Annotated in this window: 17 protein-coding genes; 4 read left to right on the top strand and 13 right to left on the bottom strand. The window is 55.2% G+C overall.

The window, feature by feature from the left end; all coding sequences use genetic code 11:
• Window positions 1-11 precede the first annotated feature (11 nt).
• Entirely contained in the window at window positions 12-530 is a 519-nt protein-coding gene (gene ybeY / locus ABJ205_RS13250) for an rRNA maturation RNase YbeY (RefSeq protein ID WP_348157326.1), read from the bottom strand.
• 529 nt (window positions 531-1,059) lie between these two features.
• Between ybeY and ABJ205_RS13245 the strand changes: the two genes are divergently transcribed.
• Window positions 1,060-1,659, top strand: coding sequence for a hypothetical protein (locus ABJ205_RS13245; protein WP_348157324.1), 600 nt, complete (start codon window positions 1,060-1,062; stop codon window positions 1,657-1,659).
• A gap of 219 nt (window positions 1,660-1,878) precedes the next feature.
• On the opposite strand, the gene ABJ205_RS13240 is transcribed toward ABJ205_RS13245, so the two are convergent.
• Complete coding sequence (locus tag ABJ205_RS13240) at window positions 1,879-2,928, bottom strand: PhoH family protein (protein ID WP_348157322.1); 1,050 nt, start codon at window positions 2,926-2,928, stop codon at window positions 1,879-1,881.
• A 91-nt stretch (window positions 2,929-3,019) separates the two neighbouring features.
• Between ABJ205_RS13240 and ABJ205_RS13235 the strand changes: the two genes are divergently transcribed.
• A complete protein-coding gene (locus ABJ205_RS13235; protein WP_348157319.1) occupies window positions 3,020-3,274 on the top strand; it encodes a hypothetical protein in 255 nt (84 codons plus the stop codon).
• A gap of 13 nt (window positions 3,275-3,287) precedes the next feature.
• Here the strand turns inward: ABJ205_RS13235 and miaB are convergent, their stop codons facing one another.
• The 4 genes from miaB to ABJ205_RS13215 form a co-directional block, all read right to left on the bottom strand.
• Window positions 3,288-4,649 carry a tRNA (N6-isopentenyl adenosine(37)-C2)-methylthiotransferase MiaB gene (gene miaB / locus ABJ205_RS13230; RefSeq protein WP_348157316.1) on the bottom strand — a complete coding sequence of 454 codons (1,362 nt, stop codon included), beginning with the start codon at window positions 4,647-4,649 and terminating at the stop codon, window positions 3,288-3,290.
• Between the two features lie 35 nt (window positions 4,650-4,684).
• Window positions 4,685-5,488 carry a hypothetical protein gene (locus ABJ205_RS13225; protein WP_348157314.1) on the bottom strand — a complete coding sequence of 268 codons (804 nt, stop codon included), beginning with the start codon at window positions 5,486-5,488 and terminating at the stop codon, window positions 4,685-4,687.
• Window positions 5,489-5,648: 160 nt separating this feature from the next.
• A complete protein-coding gene (locus tag ABJ205_RS13220; RefSeq protein ID WP_348157311.1) occupies window positions 5,649-6,467 on the bottom strand; it encodes a hypothetical protein in 819 nt (272 codons plus the stop codon).
• Complete coding sequence (locus ABJ205_RS13215) at window positions 6,460-6,921, bottom strand: peptidylprolyl isomerase (RefSeq protein WP_348157309.1); 462 nt, start codon at window positions 6,919-6,921, stop codon at window positions 6,460-6,462. The genes ABJ205_RS13220 and ABJ205_RS13215 overlap by 8 nt, the downstream gene beginning before the upstream one ends.
• A gap of 116 nt (window positions 6,922-7,037) precedes the next feature.
• On the opposite strand from ABJ205_RS13215, the gene mgtE reads away from it, so the two are divergent.
• Both mgtE and ABJ205_RS13205 read left to right on the top strand, forming a co-directional pair.
• The gene (gene mgtE, locus ABJ205_RS13210; RefSeq protein WP_348157306.1) at window positions 7,038-8,489 is read left to right on the top strand and encodes a magnesium transporter; all 1,452 of its coding nucleotides are present in this window, start codon (window positions 7,038-7,040) and stop codon (window positions 8,487-8,489) included.
• A 30-nt stretch (window positions 8,490-8,519) separates the two neighbouring features.
• Window positions 8,520-8,912, top strand: a complete 393-nt coding sequence (locus ABJ205_RS13205) for a DUF1489 domain-containing protein (protein ID WP_348157304.1) — start codon at window positions 8,520-8,522, stop codon at window positions 8,910-8,912.
• Window positions 8,913-8,938: 26 nt separating this feature from the next.
• Here the strand turns inward: ABJ205_RS13205 and ABJ205_RS13200 are convergent, their stop codons facing one another.
• From ABJ205_RS13200 to ABJ205_RS13170, 7 genes are all read right to left on the bottom strand, one after another.
• Entirely contained in the window at window positions 8,939-9,604 is a 666-nt protein-coding gene (locus tag ABJ205_RS13200; protein WP_348157301.1) for a cytochrome b/b6 domain-containing protein, read from the bottom strand.
• A 22-nt stretch (window positions 9,605-9,626) separates the two neighbouring features.
• Window positions 9,627-10,133, bottom strand: coding sequence for a cytochrome c (locus ABJ205_RS13195; protein WP_348157299.1), 507 nt, complete (start codon window positions 10,131-10,133; stop codon window positions 9,627-9,629).
• 74 nt (window positions 10,134-10,207) lie between these two features.
• Entirely contained in the window at window positions 10,208-11,095 is an 888-nt protein-coding gene (locus ABJ205_RS13190) for a DUF1295 domain-containing protein (RefSeq protein ID WP_348157297.1), read from the bottom strand.
• Window positions 11,096-11,105: 10 nt separating this feature from the next.
• Window positions 11,106-11,921: an SDR family NAD(P)-dependent oxidoreductase gene (locus ABJ205_RS13185; RefSeq protein WP_348157295.1), complete on the bottom strand. Its 816-nt coding sequence runs from the start codon at window positions 11,919-11,921 to the stop codon at window positions 11,106-11,108.
• 32 nt (window positions 11,922-11,953) lie between these two features.
• Window positions 11,954-12,637: a DsbA family oxidoreductase gene (locus ABJ205_RS13180; RefSeq protein WP_348157293.1), complete on the bottom strand. Its 684-nt coding sequence runs from the start codon at window positions 12,635-12,637 to the stop codon at window positions 11,954-11,956.
• Window positions 12,634-13,539, bottom strand: a complete 906-nt coding sequence (gene nudC, locus ABJ205_RS13175; RefSeq protein WP_348157290.1) for an NAD(+) diphosphatase — start codon at window positions 13,537-13,539, stop codon at window positions 12,634-12,636. The genes ABJ205_RS13180 and nudC overlap by 4 nt, the downstream gene beginning before the upstream one ends.
• Window positions 13,539-14,861 carry a serine hydrolase domain-containing protein gene (locus tag ABJ205_RS13170; RefSeq protein WP_348157289.1) on the bottom strand — a complete coding sequence of 441 codons (1,323 nt, stop codon included), beginning with the start codon at window positions 14,859-14,861 and terminating at the stop codon, window positions 13,539-13,541. Before ABJ205_RS13170 ends, nudC begins: the two co-directional genes overlap by 1 nt.
• Window positions 14,862-14,984: the final 123 nt, after the last annotated feature.

Below are 14,984 nucleotides of genomic sequence, written 5' to 3'. Positions count from 1 at the left end.
TCCTTAGGGCCCTACGACGTTTTGTCGTTGATGCTACGGTCCCCATATGGGTCCCCTATGCCCATTTTGGCAAGAGCCGCTATCTCCAAATGCTCCATTGCCTCGGCCTCTTCGTCTGAATGAACATGATCAAAGCCGGCCAGATGCAGCAGTCCGTGGATGATGAGATGCGCGGCGTGATGGTTAAGCGCGATGCCTTTTTCTGCCGCTTCGCGCGCGCAAGTTCCATACGCCAACGCAATATCGCCCAGCATTGCCGGAGGCCCATCGGGGCCCAGCTCTAAAAGCTCATCGCGGGTGAGCATGGGAAAGCTGAGCACATTTGTGGGCTTATCCCGGTCTCTCCACTCGCGGTTGAGTGTGTGGACTTCTTCATCGGAAGTGAAAAGGACACTGGTGTGCAGGCGCGCGTTCGTAAGTTCAGACGCGACTTCGCCAATGGCCTTTGCGCAATCGCCAACCAGTGCCTCCCAAAAATCATCCGGCCCATCACCTTTAGGCCAATCTTCAAGGTCAATTTCTAACTGCACGGGCATCTCATTGAATTAAAATCATTTAACGAAAGTTTTGACACACATGACACACTGTCCAAAGGAAGAAAAACCTTTGGCGCAATTTTCTCGCTGGTCTGACGGGGTAAATTGGATGGAGAAGCAGGGTTCATAGCGCACTGCATAGTCCAACACCGGCGCAGTAGGAAAGCGTGCGTTTCAGCCGCGTTTGCTCATCATGAAGCATTTCAAAGGCAAGTTCGCCTCACAACAAAACTGCCCGGTAGAGTATTCGGCAATGCCCTTTCTCGACTTCGATCGCGGGAGTAGGTGGCGTTGAAGCAACTCCCCAAGAACGGACCTAATTTCGGGAATGTCAGCAAGTCCAAAACTGGGGTGTGGCGGACACTACCAAGCTAAAACTCTTGCCTTCACATTTGTTATTTTAATATTTTGGCGTGACGAAACCATCGCTCTGTTATATGCGTGGCTGAGGTTCTCAAAGCAACTAATAATCTAATATTGTCTTTTTGAGAGCTAATAAGAAGTTATAGGTGCATATCTACAAATGTACAAAATATCAAAAATCTTTAGCTGTGCATTCTGCTGCGTTCTAATCGTCTTGCTAGCGCTTCCTTCCTCATTTGCTCTCGCACAAACCGAGCGCGAAGTGGTGGACTTAGACACAAGCGAGTCATCAAGCAGCATTGAGTACGTCCAACCTGAAGGGCGCGGAAATTCAAATGCAACTTGCACCGTTTTTCTCAGAGCAAAATCCGGCAACAATGTGAAATATTTAAAAAGTCGTGAAGATGGGCTTTGCCATATCAAGAACACGTCCATCTCAGGTTCAAGAGCCCTAGGGCAACTCGTCATTTTAGAAGTCGAGGTATTTGATTTTAGGAATGGAAAGAAGTTTGTTCAATTTCCTAGCGTGCCGATAGCAATACAGACAACCAGCGTTCCCAAGACTCAGCCAACTCAATTCATTGTTCATATCAGTACGCCTCTCTACGGCAGCTGGGCTACTAGCGCGGTGCAAGATATAGCTTTTCCTTATCGGCATGTTGAAGATGGCTACATCTTGATGTCTCAAGCAAAATCAAAAAGGAACCAGCAAAACTGGACCATGTTGGCTGGGACACATGTCTCGGTGATCAAACACTAGCTTCTCATCAACCGTTTCTGGTCCTATGTTTGTCAAACCCCAATAAGTTGGTTTTCAGATCGGACGTAGGTTTCGTAACTGATCTATTTCGAACGAACTATCTGCGGCCATTTTTGGATCGTTAGCCGCCATTTTCGGAATATGGAATCCACGTCCGCTTTGACTTCTTGTCGATTTGGAAGCGGACCTCACGCTTTTACCCAAGCTTAGGTAGGCAAATCACTCGCCCTCGTAAGCCTCGACAATTCGGCCCACAATCGGGTGGCGGACCACATCGGCAGCGGTGAAGCGGATGGTGCCGAAACCATCGACGCCTTCAAGCTTGCCGACCGCATCGGCGAGACCGCTCATGCGGTCGCCTCCGGGGATGTCGACCTGTTTGGGATCGCCGCAAATCACCATCCGGCTGTTCTGGCCAAAGCGAGTGAGGAACATCTTCATTTGCTCGCGCGTGGTGTTTTGCGCCTCGTCCAAGATCACAAAAGCATCGGCCAGCGTGCGCCCGCGCATAAAGGCGATAGGCGCGATTTCGATCTCACCCGATGCAATGCGGCGCTCGACCTGTTCGGGCGGCATGCAGTCATTGAGCGCATCATACAGGGGCCGCAAATAGGGATCGACCTTGTCCTTCATATCGCCGGGAAGAAAGCCAAGTTTTTCGCCTGCTTCAACCGCAGGTCGCGACAGGATCAGGCGCTGGACGCTGCCGCTGATAAGTTGGCTTACGGCCTGTGCAACCGCGATATAGGTCTTGCCGGTTCCGGCTGGACCAAGCGCGAAGATAATGTCGTCGCGGGTCAAACTGCGCATGTATGAGATTTGCATGGCAGAGCGCGGCACAATCGTTTTGCGGCGCGTCCTAATCATGATTGGCGGCTCTTGGCTATCGCCGCTTATGATGCCTTCCAATGTAGGCTCGTTCGACATTGCGATCAGCGATTCAATTGCCCCGCTATCCAAGTCCTGTCCCTTGGCAAGCCGGTCGTACATGGTGGTGAGTGTCTCTCGCGCTCGCCCCACGGCATCGGGCGTCCCCTCAATCAGAACTTTGTCGCCGCGTGCATGGATGTAGACATTGAGCCGGTTTTCCACCTGCACCAGATTGGCATCGAACTGCCCGAACAAAGTTCCCAAAAGCGATTGGTTTTCAAAGGAGAGCTCGGCCTTGGCGCGCCCGCCTTCGTCATCGGGCTCGTTTAGATTGATGGCCTCGGGTACGACTGTTGGATCAATCGTGTCTGCGGTCTGTTTTGTGGGTCTGCGTCCCATAACGTCCTTTGCGCTTACGCCCTTCCCGCTGAAGAGTTGGCAACAGGGGAAAAGATATCTGTGAGTCGCAAAGGTAGGCTTCCGAGGCATCTTGGCAAGTTTGAAGGGGGCATATGATGGTGGAAAGTCACGGATCGGACGTCAAATCAATCTTCTCGCACGCTCTCGCCTTGCAGCTGCGCGGGGCGGCGCACCGCCTTGCATTATGGTCTGTGATCTTCTGCCCGGCGACATTGCCCGGTCTGTAAAAGAACAGATTGAAGAGAATGCACGCGGCCTTCGCGGCGCAGCGGATCGCTATCTGCCGATATTGAAAAACCAAGATGCCCAAAACGCGGGCCGTTAAACACCGGGGAAGATTAGATCAGGCGGCCTTCAATTGAGTTGGGCCCTGCATCGACAAGATTGACCCGCACCATGTCACCGATCTCAGTCTTGCCCCCATTTTCATCGGAGAACCAGACGCTGGTGAGCCAAGGAGATTTGCCAAGCCATTGTCCGGGAAGTTTACCCTTACGCTCAACCAAAATGTCGCAAGTCTTACCTTGCAAAGCGTCATTAAAGGCACGCTGATCACGGTTTAGCCGCTCTTGGAGACGTTGAAGACGATCATCCATCACATCGCGCGCAATTTGATTGTCCATCGCCGCCGCCGGGGTGCCCGGACGCGGCGAGTATTTAAAGCTGAACGCTTGGCTGTAGCGCACTTCGTCAACAAGGCTCAGAGTGTCTTCGAACTCGGCTTCGGTCTCACCGGGGAAGCCGACGATAAAGTCGCCTGACAGGGCAATATCGGGACGGGCCTCGCGGAACCGTTCAAGCAGTTTCAGATAACTCTCTGCCGTATGCGCACGGTTCATTGCCTTGAGCACACGGTCATTGCCCGATTGCACAGGCAAATGCAGATACGGCATAAGGCTTTCGACCTCGCCATGTGCCGCGATGAGGTCATCTTCCATGTCGTTGGGGTGGCTCGTGGTGTAGCGAATGCGCTCTACCCCATCGAGCTTTGCAATGGCCCGGATCAGGCCAGCAAGACCGACAGGACGCCCTGCATCATCCTCGCCCGCCCAAGCGTTGACATTCTGTCCAAGCAAGGTGATTTCGCGTGCGCCCGCTTCAATTAGCTTGCGTGCTTCGCCGATCAAATCATTGAAAGGCCGCGAGATTTCGGCGCCGCGTGTGTAGGGCACAACGCAATAGGTGCAAAACTTGTCGCAGCCCTCTTGAACGGTAAGAAATGCCGTTGGCGAACGCCGCTTGCGCTGCGGCAGCGCGCCGAACTTCGCAATTGCAGGCATATCGGTGTCAGTCGCGCGCTTACCCGCAACCGCTGAATCCAGCATATCTGGAAGGCGGTGGTACGCCTGCGGCCCCACAACCATCGACACAGCAGGCGCGCGCGTCATGATCTCTTCGCCCTCGGCTTGCGCCACGCAGCCAGCCACCGCGATCATCGGTGCCTTCTTCTGGGTCTTGCCTTTGGTCAGGCGGCCAATGTCGGAGTAAATCTTTTCCGCCGCTTTCTCGCGAATATGGCAGGTGTTGAGCACGACAAGATCCGCATCCTCGCCCTCTGGCGCAGGCGACAGGCCTTTTTCATCGAGAAGCTCGCCCATACGTTCGCCATCATAGACGTTCATCTGACAGCCGAAGCTTTTGACGCGGTAGGTCTTGGGGCTCTCATTAGGAGCCACGCGGGGGTCTGTGGTCGGTTTCATGATTGAAGCGCACCTAGCGGGAAGTCGGGCCCGGTTCAATCATCAGCTTCGTCCGGCGAAATCTCTTTATCAGGACGCGATTGGTGAACGCATGGCGTGATCTCGCGGTGACCGATGCCCGGGTGTCCGGGGTTATCACGCTTGCATTCGACCCTTGGCCGTACAACCCCTTGGGTTTCAACCATTTGAAGCGCGTCCTTGTCCGCATAGGCCGCAATCCATGTCAGGCAATCAGCGAGCAGACGCATCGAGTGCTTTTTGATCGCGCTTGCGCCCGGCCTGCAATTGATGGTGTAAACTTCGGCAGCAGGCGCGGATTTAAACTTGGCAAAGCGCCGCAAAAGCTCTCCGCGTTCGTTGAACACCGTGCGCCGAACATCATTGGACATGGCATCGCCCCCGTAAAAGGGCGAAGTGTTGAACATAAAGGCGCGCACTTGCGGGTTCGCGACGGAGACCTCCGTCGCCAGCGCCCCGCCTAGCGAATGCCCCGTGACCACCCAAGGCACACTGTCATCGAAACGCGCCGCTTCTGCTGCGAATGTCTCAACCGCCAAATTGATCTGGTCATTGCGCAAACTGCCGTAGAAAATATCTGAGAACCCATCGAAATCGGTCCCGCGAAAGGCCAGCACGCGCGCGATAGGCTGTCGGTTTTCTAATTCTGAAGTGCCGGGCGCAAACTGATTGAACAAGGCATAGCCAAAGCCCTTGTCGCTCGCATCCTCATCAATGGGCAGCGCCTCCAACTGCTCCAACATGGGAATGGGCGCGGTGTATAGATCGCCATCACCCACATAAGCCTGAAGCGAGGCGACTGCATAGGGGTAAGCCTCCACTGCCCCCTCACGCACAAAGGAACACCACCCACCCGGCTCCATCCGGCACGGGGATCGTGATTGGGAGATATCGGGGAAAGTTGCGCAGGCGGAAAGAGTGAGGAGGAGCCCTAAAAGCAATGGTCGGACTGATAGTTTCAATGTGCTGTTACTCAGTGGCTCAGTCGTTTGGATTCGCGCTGGAATGTTCTTTTGCCAACTGATGTCGTTCTTCTAACTTTTCATGTCGAAGCGAACGATCATCGGGATACAGCCTCGAAGAGGCCCATTGGAGCGACCAATATTCGGACTCCAAATTGGTCCAAACTTCTTGGGCAACATCAAGCTCGTACGCATCCAGTTCGCCTTGTCCACCTGTCTCAATGATATCCCGGCGTTTGACGATCTCTTGGGCAAGCTCTTCGTTATCCCATTCGCGATACGGATAGAAAATCAAGCCAGTACTGAAAGCCTTACCAAGCGACTCATCAAGAAACCAAAGGAAGCGATCAAGCTTATTGGAGCTAGCATGCTTGTCGACCCTATCAAGGAGTGCGCGAATTTCATCCACGTTAAGATCAACGATTGGATCAGGAAAGTCGATTGCCCAACCTTGGGCGACTTCTTCGGAGCTCGACCAGCCGTAAAGCGTCACCAGCCAGAGCCAATCGACTTTCATTGGCGAATGAGAATTGATCTCTTCAACAATCGCCTCAACTGCTGCTTTGCGGAGCTGGTATTCTTCCGATCTTGTCTCGGTTTCCCGACTTTTCCGCCTTTCGGAGGAGTATTCCTCTGCGGCGTTCTGACCTTGATTTATCAAGTCGGTCAGACGTTGAATTGCTTCCTCGGACGCATCGCTTTCAAGTATCTCAATAGTCGTCGATAGTCTATTTGACATCTCGCCTACGATCTCTGAATCGGGGTGGTCGGCAGCAACGGAGACTGGTGTTGCAAGCTGTGCGCCCGCAACACCGATCCATATCAAATGCTTACGCAACGCTCGCCTTAACAATCTTGCCCGGTGCCTGGGGTGGTTCGCCTTTTGGAAGCGCGTGGACGTGTTCCATGCCGCTTTCGACTTGGCCCCAAACGGTGTATTGACCGTCGAGGAAGTGCGCATCTTCAAAACAGATGAAGAATTGTGAGTTTGCGCTGTCGGGCATTTGCGAACGCGCCATTGAACATGTGCCCTCGACATGCGGTTCTGCGTTAAATTCGGCCTTAAGATCGGGTTTTTCACTGCCGCCCATTCCGGTACCGGTGGGATCGCCGCCTTGCGCCATAAAACCCGGGATTACGCGGTGGAATACCACGCCGTCGTAAAAACCTTCGCTGGCAAGTTCGGTGATGCGCGCAACGTGACCGGGGGCCAGATCAGGGCGCAGTTTGATAACAACGTCTTTGCTCGTCCCATCACCGGTGTCGAGCGTGAAAGTGAGTGTATCGGCCATTTTCAAATATCTCCTGAAAGTTTGGCCGGTGATATAGTGGATTCAGCGCTCCTGTCACCCACTAGTCGCAAGCGTATGCTTGCTTTTGAAGGCGCGGGCCCTAGACCCTCTCAACCATGGTCGATCAAAGCTCTCTCGATGAAGGTCTGCTGCCGATTGAGGCAGACGAAGTCGAAGTGCACCCCGATGACCGGATCGATGACGAACGGCACGACGAAGAGAATCGGTTGAAGCCATCCTTTGTGAGCGCGGTGCGCGGTGCGTTGGAACGCGGCGATCAAGTGGCGGTGTACGAACTTGTCGAACCGCTCCACCCCGCGGACATTGCCGACCTTGTTGAGCTTATCGACGAAAGCGACCGGGAAACTTTTGCGGCGGCCCTCACCGATCTGATGACGCCCGAAGTGGTCGCGGAGCTTAACGACCACGTGCGCGAATTGATGATGGAGGCCCTCGCACCAGAGGACGTTGCCACCATCACAGAGCAGTTGGAAACCGATGATGCGGTCCAATTGCTCGAAGACCTTGACGAAGACGACCAAAAGGCGATCATCGCCGAGCTTGGGCCTGAAACACAGGCCGCAGTTGAAAGCGCGCTATCTTATCCAGAGGAGACAGCCGGGCGCCTGATGAACCGCCACTTTATGGCGGTGCCAGAGCATATGAGCGTGGGCGATCTTATCGATTACCTGCGCGAAGAAGGTGATCTGGAGCATGATTTCTGGGAAGTTTTCGTCGTCGATGCATCGCATCACCCGGTGGGCACCTGCGCGCTTAATTGGATCCTCACAACGCCGCGCAATATCGCGCTCACTGATGTGATGAAACGCGATCAGACCCTGATCCCGGTAACGACCGATCAGGAAGAAGTCGCCTTGATGTTCCAGAAATACGCCCTGATCTCGGCTGCTGTGGTCGATGAAAGCGGACGTTTGGTCGGGCAGATCACAGTCGATGACATTGTGCACATCATCTCCGAAGAGGCGGGCGAGGACGCACTGCTTCTTTCCGGCGCAGGTGATGGCGACATTAACGAACCGATCAAAGAAGCCTATTCCAGCCGTGTTCGCTGGCTGGTGGCGAACCTTGGAACGGCGGTAGTGGCCTCGGCCATCATCGCATTCTTTGGCGCTGCGATTGAGAAATTGGTGGCGCTCGCAGTGTTGATGCCAATCGTGGCAAGCATTGGCGGCAATGCAGGTACGCAGACCATGGCCGTGGTCGTGCGCGCGATTGCAACCAATCAACTGACGCGGGCAAACACGTGGCGTATTGTCTGGCGCGAACTTCGTGTGGCGCTGCTAAATGGCGGTACGGTCGCGGTCCTTATCGGTATAGCAGCGGGCATATTGTTTGGCCCGGAAATGGGCGCCGTGATTGCATTGGCTATGGTGATTAACATCGCTGTATCCGGCCTTGCAGGTGTGCTGGTGCCGGTTGGATTTGAACGCATGGGCCAAGACCCGGCAGTTGCATCATCCGTTTTTGTCACCATGATCACTGATTCCATGGGCTTTTTGGCGTTTTTGGGCCTCGCAGTTGTGGCTGGATTGGCCCCGCTGGGTTGAGCTTGAGCGCAGGTGCGCTATCTTTCAAACATGCCCCTACACCTCACAAAAATCGCTTATGGTGCAAAGAGCTACGCCGAGCTTGAGAGTTGGTATCAAGGCGGTAAGCGTTCGCCCCGCCTCACCACCAAATACCGCCCCACAAAATGGGAACAGTGCATAGGCGGCTCGCTCTATTGGATACATCAGCACTCGCTGGTTGCGCGTTCCGAAATCCTGGGGTTCTCCCAAACCGATGATGGACGCTGGTTAATCGAGATGAAGCCCGAACTCATCCGTATTCACCCCCGCCCCAAACGCGCCCACCAAGGTTGGCGTTACCTAAAAGGTGAACCACCACGCGATTTGGATGAGGGTGAAGATATCGGCGATGCGCTGCCCGGGAAACTGGCAGGCAAGCTGGAACGATTGGGATTGATTTGAGGCAATAGTGGAAAACGTATGAGGGCTTAGATCAACCCCGGCGCGCCCGAATACACCCAAAACGCGATTGCCCCTGACACAGCCAGCGCGCCTAGCGCCCTGCCCCATGGTGCGGGCGTATTGTCCTCAACGCTGAGCGCCTTCTCACCCTTACCGCCAATCATTGGGCCGATCAGCTTCTGCGCTTGGAACGCTCTGTAATACACGACCGCCGCGATGTGCAGGCCCACCATTCCGAAGACGGCGTAGTAAAACCATTCGTGCGTATCGGTTAGGAAATCGGCTGTTCCCACGCCCACTAGCGAGTTCAATGGTCCCGTCGCTCCATCGTAAGGGTCGCCTGCAAAAAGCCCCATGCCAACCTGCGCTAGGGTCAAACCGAGCAAAGCCAAAACCGCGAGCGCGCCCAAAGGGGTGTGCCCCTTATACTCCTTATGAGAGAGCTCAGCGCGAAGGTATCTAAGCACCGCGCCGGGCCCTTTAACAAAGCTGGAAAACCGCGCCGTATCCGTGCCGATCACTCCCCAAATCACTCGGAAGATGATGAGCGCCAAGAGCACATGGCCCAGCCGCATGTGCCAGCCCCACTCAGAATTATCAGCGGTAAGATACATTGCAGGCAAAAGCAGAGCGAATGACCAGTGCGTCAAACGCACCGGCCAATCCCATATCTTCACTGCATGCGTTGCCATAGTGGGTTTGCCCGGCGTCAAATTACTCTTGTTCGACGCGGTATTTGTCGTGGCACGCTTTACACCCGTTGAGGCCAAGGTTGCCCACCTGACCGCCCACCGCTTCTGCATCGCCGGTCGCTGCTGCTGCCATCATGTCGGCGCTGGCGGCAACCGCTTGTTCTTGTACTTCGGCAAAGCCATCGGGATCTTCCCAAATCACAGCCAGCGCCTCTGTGTCATGACCTGCCTCCATGCTCGACCCTTCCGGAAAGAGGCCGGGCAATCGCTGCAAACGCTCATTAATGTCAGCCGCCGCCGGAGTGATCACGGCAAAATCTGGCGCTTCTGATTCCAGCTGCTCGCGGATCGTTTTGAAGCTGTCGCCGATGGCTTCGAAATTGTCCTGACGCTGCACGATTTCGGCAGGCGCATCACCAGAAGGAACAGCGATTTCCTCAACCGTATCACCTGCCTCACCGCTGCACGCGGCGAGCAATGTGAAGGCAGAAACAGCAACAAATACACTAGGGACAGACGTGCGGGCCATAAGGCTTTCCTCTCATTTATGACGATCCCCTTGGCGGATCTATCGTATGGTTATTTGACCACAATTCTGGCGAATTATCCAGCCGGCGGTTTGGGGAACAAAGCAGGCGTTTTTTTGCGGTACGCTTGATAGGCGGTATTATCGCCCCAACGTGCTTTGGCTTGCGCATCTTGCAAATTAATTCCGCTTATCCGGGTAAGCAGCAGGAATACAAAGACAGGCGAAATCACGACGAGCCATGAAAGCCCCGAAAGCACCGGAATGGCGATCACAAGGATGCCAAACCACAATGTGATTTCACCAAAATAATTGGGGTGACGGCACCAACTCCAAAGGCCGACATTGATAAATTTGCCAACGTTCGATGTATCCTTTTTGAACGCGCTTTTTTGAGAATCGGCGACACTTTCAAACACGAATCCAAGCAGCCAAATCGCGGCGCCTGCATAGAAGAAAGCACCAATTGGTGCGCGCGTTTCCGAAGTTATAATCGCAACCGCAGCCGACCCCGTCAGGATAGCCCAAAGGCCTTGCAAGGTCCAAGCGACAAGGAAGCGGGCCGGGTTCACACGAATTTTCTCAAACCGGCTGTCTGCACCGCCTGCTGCGTGAATGCGCGTGTAAAGGAATGAACCAAGGCGGATGCACCAGATCGCTACCATTCCGGCCACAACCATGCTGCGAACATCGAGATCGCCGTGAAAGCCGATTGCCGCATAAACCGCAAAGGCCGTTACCGACAGATAGGTGACCGCGCCGATGGTGTCATAGAACTTGTCGCTCTTCGCCGCAGCAGATGGGATGAAGGCAAGCCAGTTAATCGCCAAAGCAAGCCAACCTGCGAGATACATTGAAGGCCTGCCAAACACTTCGACACTGCCCGATCCTGCAAACCCTGAAAACGCGACCGCGATCACCGTGACCAATGCCACCACGAATAGGCTTTTCGCCGATTTCCCCATTGTGCTTCCCCTAACTCCATCTCTTCTCAGCATTCCTGCGCTGCATTCTATCAAACATCAATCGAACATCATATTGTTCGTCATCTGCAATTGCGCTCGCAAATTGCTGATAACTAGCGGTCAGCTCATCCATGCGTTCCGCGATGCGGACCTGATTGTACCCATGGCTCACCACAAAACGTCTGAGAGCAAGGATTTGTGGGAGGATGACCTCAATATAATCCGCAACCGGAAGAGCGCGGCGCATGGCTTTTTCCGGGCCTATGTCAGTGAAGACCCAGCCGGGAATGATCATACCCAAATGAACATGCGGCGGCAGGTCTTCGCGCATACTTTCAGTGATGCCCAACACCGCGTGTTTTGCCCCGATATAGGCGGCGGTTTGCGGGAAGGCGGGGAACAGGCTGTTCTCGCTGCCGGTGTTGTACATGGCGGATGGGGCGGCCTGCGCGGCAAGACGCGGGGCAAAAGCACGGCATCCGTTCCATACACCCCAAAAATTGATGTCAAAATGTGCGCGGGCGGCCTCTGGGTCGACTTCCCATAATTTGCCATGGGGTCCGCCTACGCCAGCGTTGTTAAAGACGAGGTCGACCGCTTCGAACTGCGTGAAGGCGGCCCTTGCAAAGGCCTCTACTTGCGCCAGGTCGGAAACGTCGCAAGGCTGCGCGTCAAAGCCCTCAACCGCTACAGCATCCAGCTTATCACCGGGCAAATCCGCGATCATCACCCGAACGCCGCGTGCAGCCAATCCGCGTGCAAGGCCAAGGCCAATTCCGCTCGCCCCGCCAGTAATGACGGCGGTTTTCGGGTCAAATTCGCTCATTCGCGCCCCTTCCCCTGATTACCAGCCGCCATTCAGGCTCGCGACTTCTCAGCCACTTTCCTTAGGACGTTGACATAGGTCTCTGGCCCTTGCGCGCCGGGCACCATAAATTTCTCATTGATGATCATGGCGGGCACGCCAGAGATATTGAGATCCCACGCTTGGCGTTCTTCGGCGATCACGCGCGCTTCAAGCTCTTCATCTTCCAGCGCCGCCTTTGCCGCGCCCCTGTGGACGCCAACACCCGCTGCAATATCGAGCAGCACACCGTGATCCGACAAATCTTTGCGCTGGTTGAAATGCGCCTCAAACAGGGCAAGTTTAAGCTTGGTTTGAACCTGCGGCCCCATCTGTTCGAGCGCCAGTCCCAAAAGTTTGTGACAATCGCGCGTGTTCCACATCATTGCAGGCGGCGCTGGCTCGTCGCCGCCTTCATAGGTGAGCGAGACCCCCGCACTTTCGGCAATAGAGCGCATTTGCCCGCGCACCTTCGCGCCTTCTTCTGCGGAACGGCCATATTTGCGGGTGAGATGCGCCTCCTGCTCCTCGCCCGTCTTTGGCATGTCAGGGTTGAGTTCAAACGGGCGCCAGCGGATCTCCGCCTCAATCTCGCCTTCGAGTGATCCAAGCGCTTGATTAAGCTGGCCATATCCAATCGCGCACCATGGGCACATGACATCAGAATAAATGTCGATTGTCAGTTTTTGGGCGTTCATGCTGTTTTCTCCAACCACCAAGCCATCAAATTATGCGCAATTGCATGAGGCGGCGGCGCGTGGAATGGCCCCTCGCCTTTCAAAGCGCTCGCAACATCTGCGCGCTCAAACCATTTGACCTCTGCCATTTCAGTCTCGTCAATTGTCAGTGCGTCATCATCCGCATACGAATGGCACGCGATCATCAACTGGCTTGGAAACGGCCAAGGCTGGCTAGCGACGTATTCGACATCGCGGACGCGAACGCCCGCCTCTTCGAAAACTTCTCGCGCAACCGCCTCTTCAATGGTTTCACCTGGCTCGACAAAACCCGCAAGCGCCGAAAACCGGCCTTCGGGCCAGTTTTTGCCGCGCCCAAGCATGAGTTTGCCCTCATATTCGGAGAGCATAATGGTCACCGGATCAGTGCGCGGAAAATGCTGAGCACCGCAATTGTCGCAGTTGCGCTGCCAGCCGCCTTTGGCCATTTTGGTGGGCGCACCGCACTGCGCACAATGGCGATGGCGCGCATGCCAATCGATAAGGCTTCGCGCGCCGCCATACAGCGCCAGATCACCCGGATCGAGATTCGCCATAAGCGCCCACAAACGCGGGTTGGCCATACGCGGGGCGGCATCGCCTTCGGCAGGAACGGCGGCGAAACAGGCTTTCTCGCCTCCACCCTCACGATCGAGGCCCAAGAACACAAGCTCTGCGTCCTCAGGCGCATCGGCCAAAGTGCCCCAGCTAAGCCGCCCTGCATCATCAAGCAGCGGCATGAGTTGATCGAGCAGAAGGAACTTTGCCTTCCAATTCATCAACCCGCCAAGCGCATCACGGTCCGCGCGGATATTGTCTGCCCGGTCAAGCGGCGAGCCGGCAAAGGATATTTGCCCCTGATAGCGCCCCATTCGTTCGGCCATTAAGCCACTTTCTTGGCGCGCATCGCAGCTGTATCGGCCTCAAGTGCGGCCATATATTCATCGCGAATCGGCAAGGCGTCAGACGGCATGTACTGGGTGAACAGGCACGCACGAAGGTTCAGATTGTAGTCGACAGCAGCAAGTGTGCCTGCCGCGCCGCCCCAACCAAATGTGCCATTGACGCTGCGGCCACCGGCGCCGTGGCCCTGACCTTCCATCCAAGTGCCCACAAGGTCAGTGCCTTCGGGGAAGAGGTTCGAGACGCCTTTGCGTACAGCCGCTTCGCTCATCACACGCTTGTCACCAAGCTTACCGTAGCCAAGCAGCATACGCAGGAAGCGGTCATAATCTTTGGGTGAAGACACAAGGCCCGCACCGCCAGTTGGGAATGCGCCCTTCTCCAGATAAACCGAGCTTGCCGCTGGATCGATCGGGAAAGCGCTGCCGTTTAGAAGCCCGTAATTGTCCGTGAAGCGATCGACATTCTCAGGCGCCACGAAAAATGCCGTGCTGTCCATGCCGCATGGACCGAAAATGCGCTCTTTCAGGAATTCGTCAAATGGCTGGCCAGCGGCGACTTCGATCACGCGGCCAAGCAGATCGAGACCCATGGAATAGCTGAATTTCGTGCCTGGTTGCAGCACAAGAGGGAACTTAGCGAGTTCATCCGCAAAAGCTTCGAGGCTTGGCGCAGGATCGCCGCGGAAGATGCCCGGAATAGGCAAGCGCGTTACGCGGCCAGCGACAACCCCAGCGTTGTTGTAAGCCTCAACAATCGGACCCTTTTGGATGATGCCATAACCAATACCCGCAGTGTGGGTCAGCAGATGACGCACAGTGATGGGAGTTTTCGCAGGCTCTAGATTATCTTCAGTGATCGCGCCGTCATATTCTACCTGCACCATCATGTCTTTGTAAGCAGGCAGGAATTCGTAGATCGGCTGATCAAGGCCAAGCTTACCTTCGTCGATCAGGATCATCGCCGCCATGCCAGTAATCGGCTTGGTCATTGAATAGATACGGTAGAGCGAGTTCTCGTCGACCTCTTGCTGCGAATTCAACGCCAAAGTGCCCCCGCCCACATGGTGTGCGTGATCGTCTTGGCCCCAGCCGAAAGTGAGGTACATTTGTGCGACTTTTTTCTCGTCGACATATCTCTTCGCCATTGCCGCAACATTAGGCCAGCTTTCATCAACACTGTGAGCAAGCAATTCGCGCCCAAAAGGCAAGCTTGCAAGCGTTGCCCCCGCAGCGGCAAAGGCGCTGCCGCGAAACAAGGAGCGGCGTGAAAAATCTGTGTTTGCGAAGTTACGATAAGCCAAGGGTCTCTCTCCGATCAGGCGCTTTGCGCGTTTTGTATCTCTTGGGGGAGCAGAGCTGAATGGTCAATTACGTTGTGATTTGGGACTGGAAAGGCCCGCTTGTCTGACCTGTCGTCTGAGGCC

The organism is Erythrobacter sp. (assembly GCF_039988855.1).
In the GTDB taxonomy this organism is placed as follows: Bacteria; Pseudomonadota; Alphaproteobacteria; order Sphingomonadales; family Sphingomonadaceae; genus Erythrobacter.
Note: the sequence above shows the minus strand (reverse complement) of the source record. Positions and strands in the feature narration are given on the sequence as shown.

Excerpts from the sequence above, each read along its gene's own strand:
- ABJ205_RS13245 (WP_348157324.1), top strand. The coding sequence starts at position 1,060 with ATGTACAAAATATCAAAAATCTTTAGCTGTGCATTCTGCTGCGTTCTA.
- ABJ205_RS13240 (WP_348157322.1), bottom strand. The coding sequence starts at position 2,928 with ATGGGACGCAGACCCACAAAACAGACCGCAGACACGATTGATCCAACA.
- miaB (WP_348157316.1), bottom strand. The coding sequence starts at position 4,649 with ATGAAACCGACCACAGACCCCCGCGTGGCTCCTAATGAGAGCCCCAAG.
- ABJ205_RS13215 (WP_348157309.1), bottom strand. The coding sequence starts at position 6,921 with ATGGCCGATACACTCACTTTCACGCTCGACACCGGTGATGGGACGAGC.
- mgtE (WP_348157306.1), top strand. The coding sequence starts at position 7,038 with ATGGTCGATCAAAGCTCTCTCGATGAAGGTCTGCTGCCGATTGAGGCA.
- ABJ205_RS13205 (WP_348157304.1), top strand. The coding sequence starts at position 8,520 with ATGCCCCTACACCTCACAAAAATCGCTTATGGTGCAAAGAGCTACGCC.
- ABJ205_RS13200 (WP_348157301.1), bottom strand. The coding sequence starts at position 9,604 with ATGGCAACGCATGCAGTGAAGATATGGGATTGGCCGGTGCGTTTGACG.
- ABJ205_RS13195 (WP_348157299.1), bottom strand. The coding sequence starts at position 10,133 with ATGGCCCGCACGTCTGTCCCTAGTGTATTTGTTGCTGTTTCTGCCTTC.
- ABJ205_RS13190 (WP_348157297.1), bottom strand. The coding sequence starts at position 11,095 with ATGGGGAAATCGGCGAAAAGCCTATTCGTGGTGGCATTGGTCACGGTG.
- ABJ205_RS13185 (WP_348157295.1), bottom strand. The coding sequence starts at position 11,921 with ATGAGCGAATTTGACCCGAAAACCGCCGTCATTACTGGCGGGGCGAGC.
- ABJ205_RS13180 (WP_348157293.1), bottom strand. The coding sequence starts at position 12,637 with ATGAACGCCCAAAAACTGACAATCGACATTTATTCTGATGTCATGTGC.
- nudC (WP_348157290.1), bottom strand. The coding sequence starts at position 13,539 with ATGGCCGAACGAATGGGGCGCTATCAGGGGCAAATATCCTTTGCCGGC.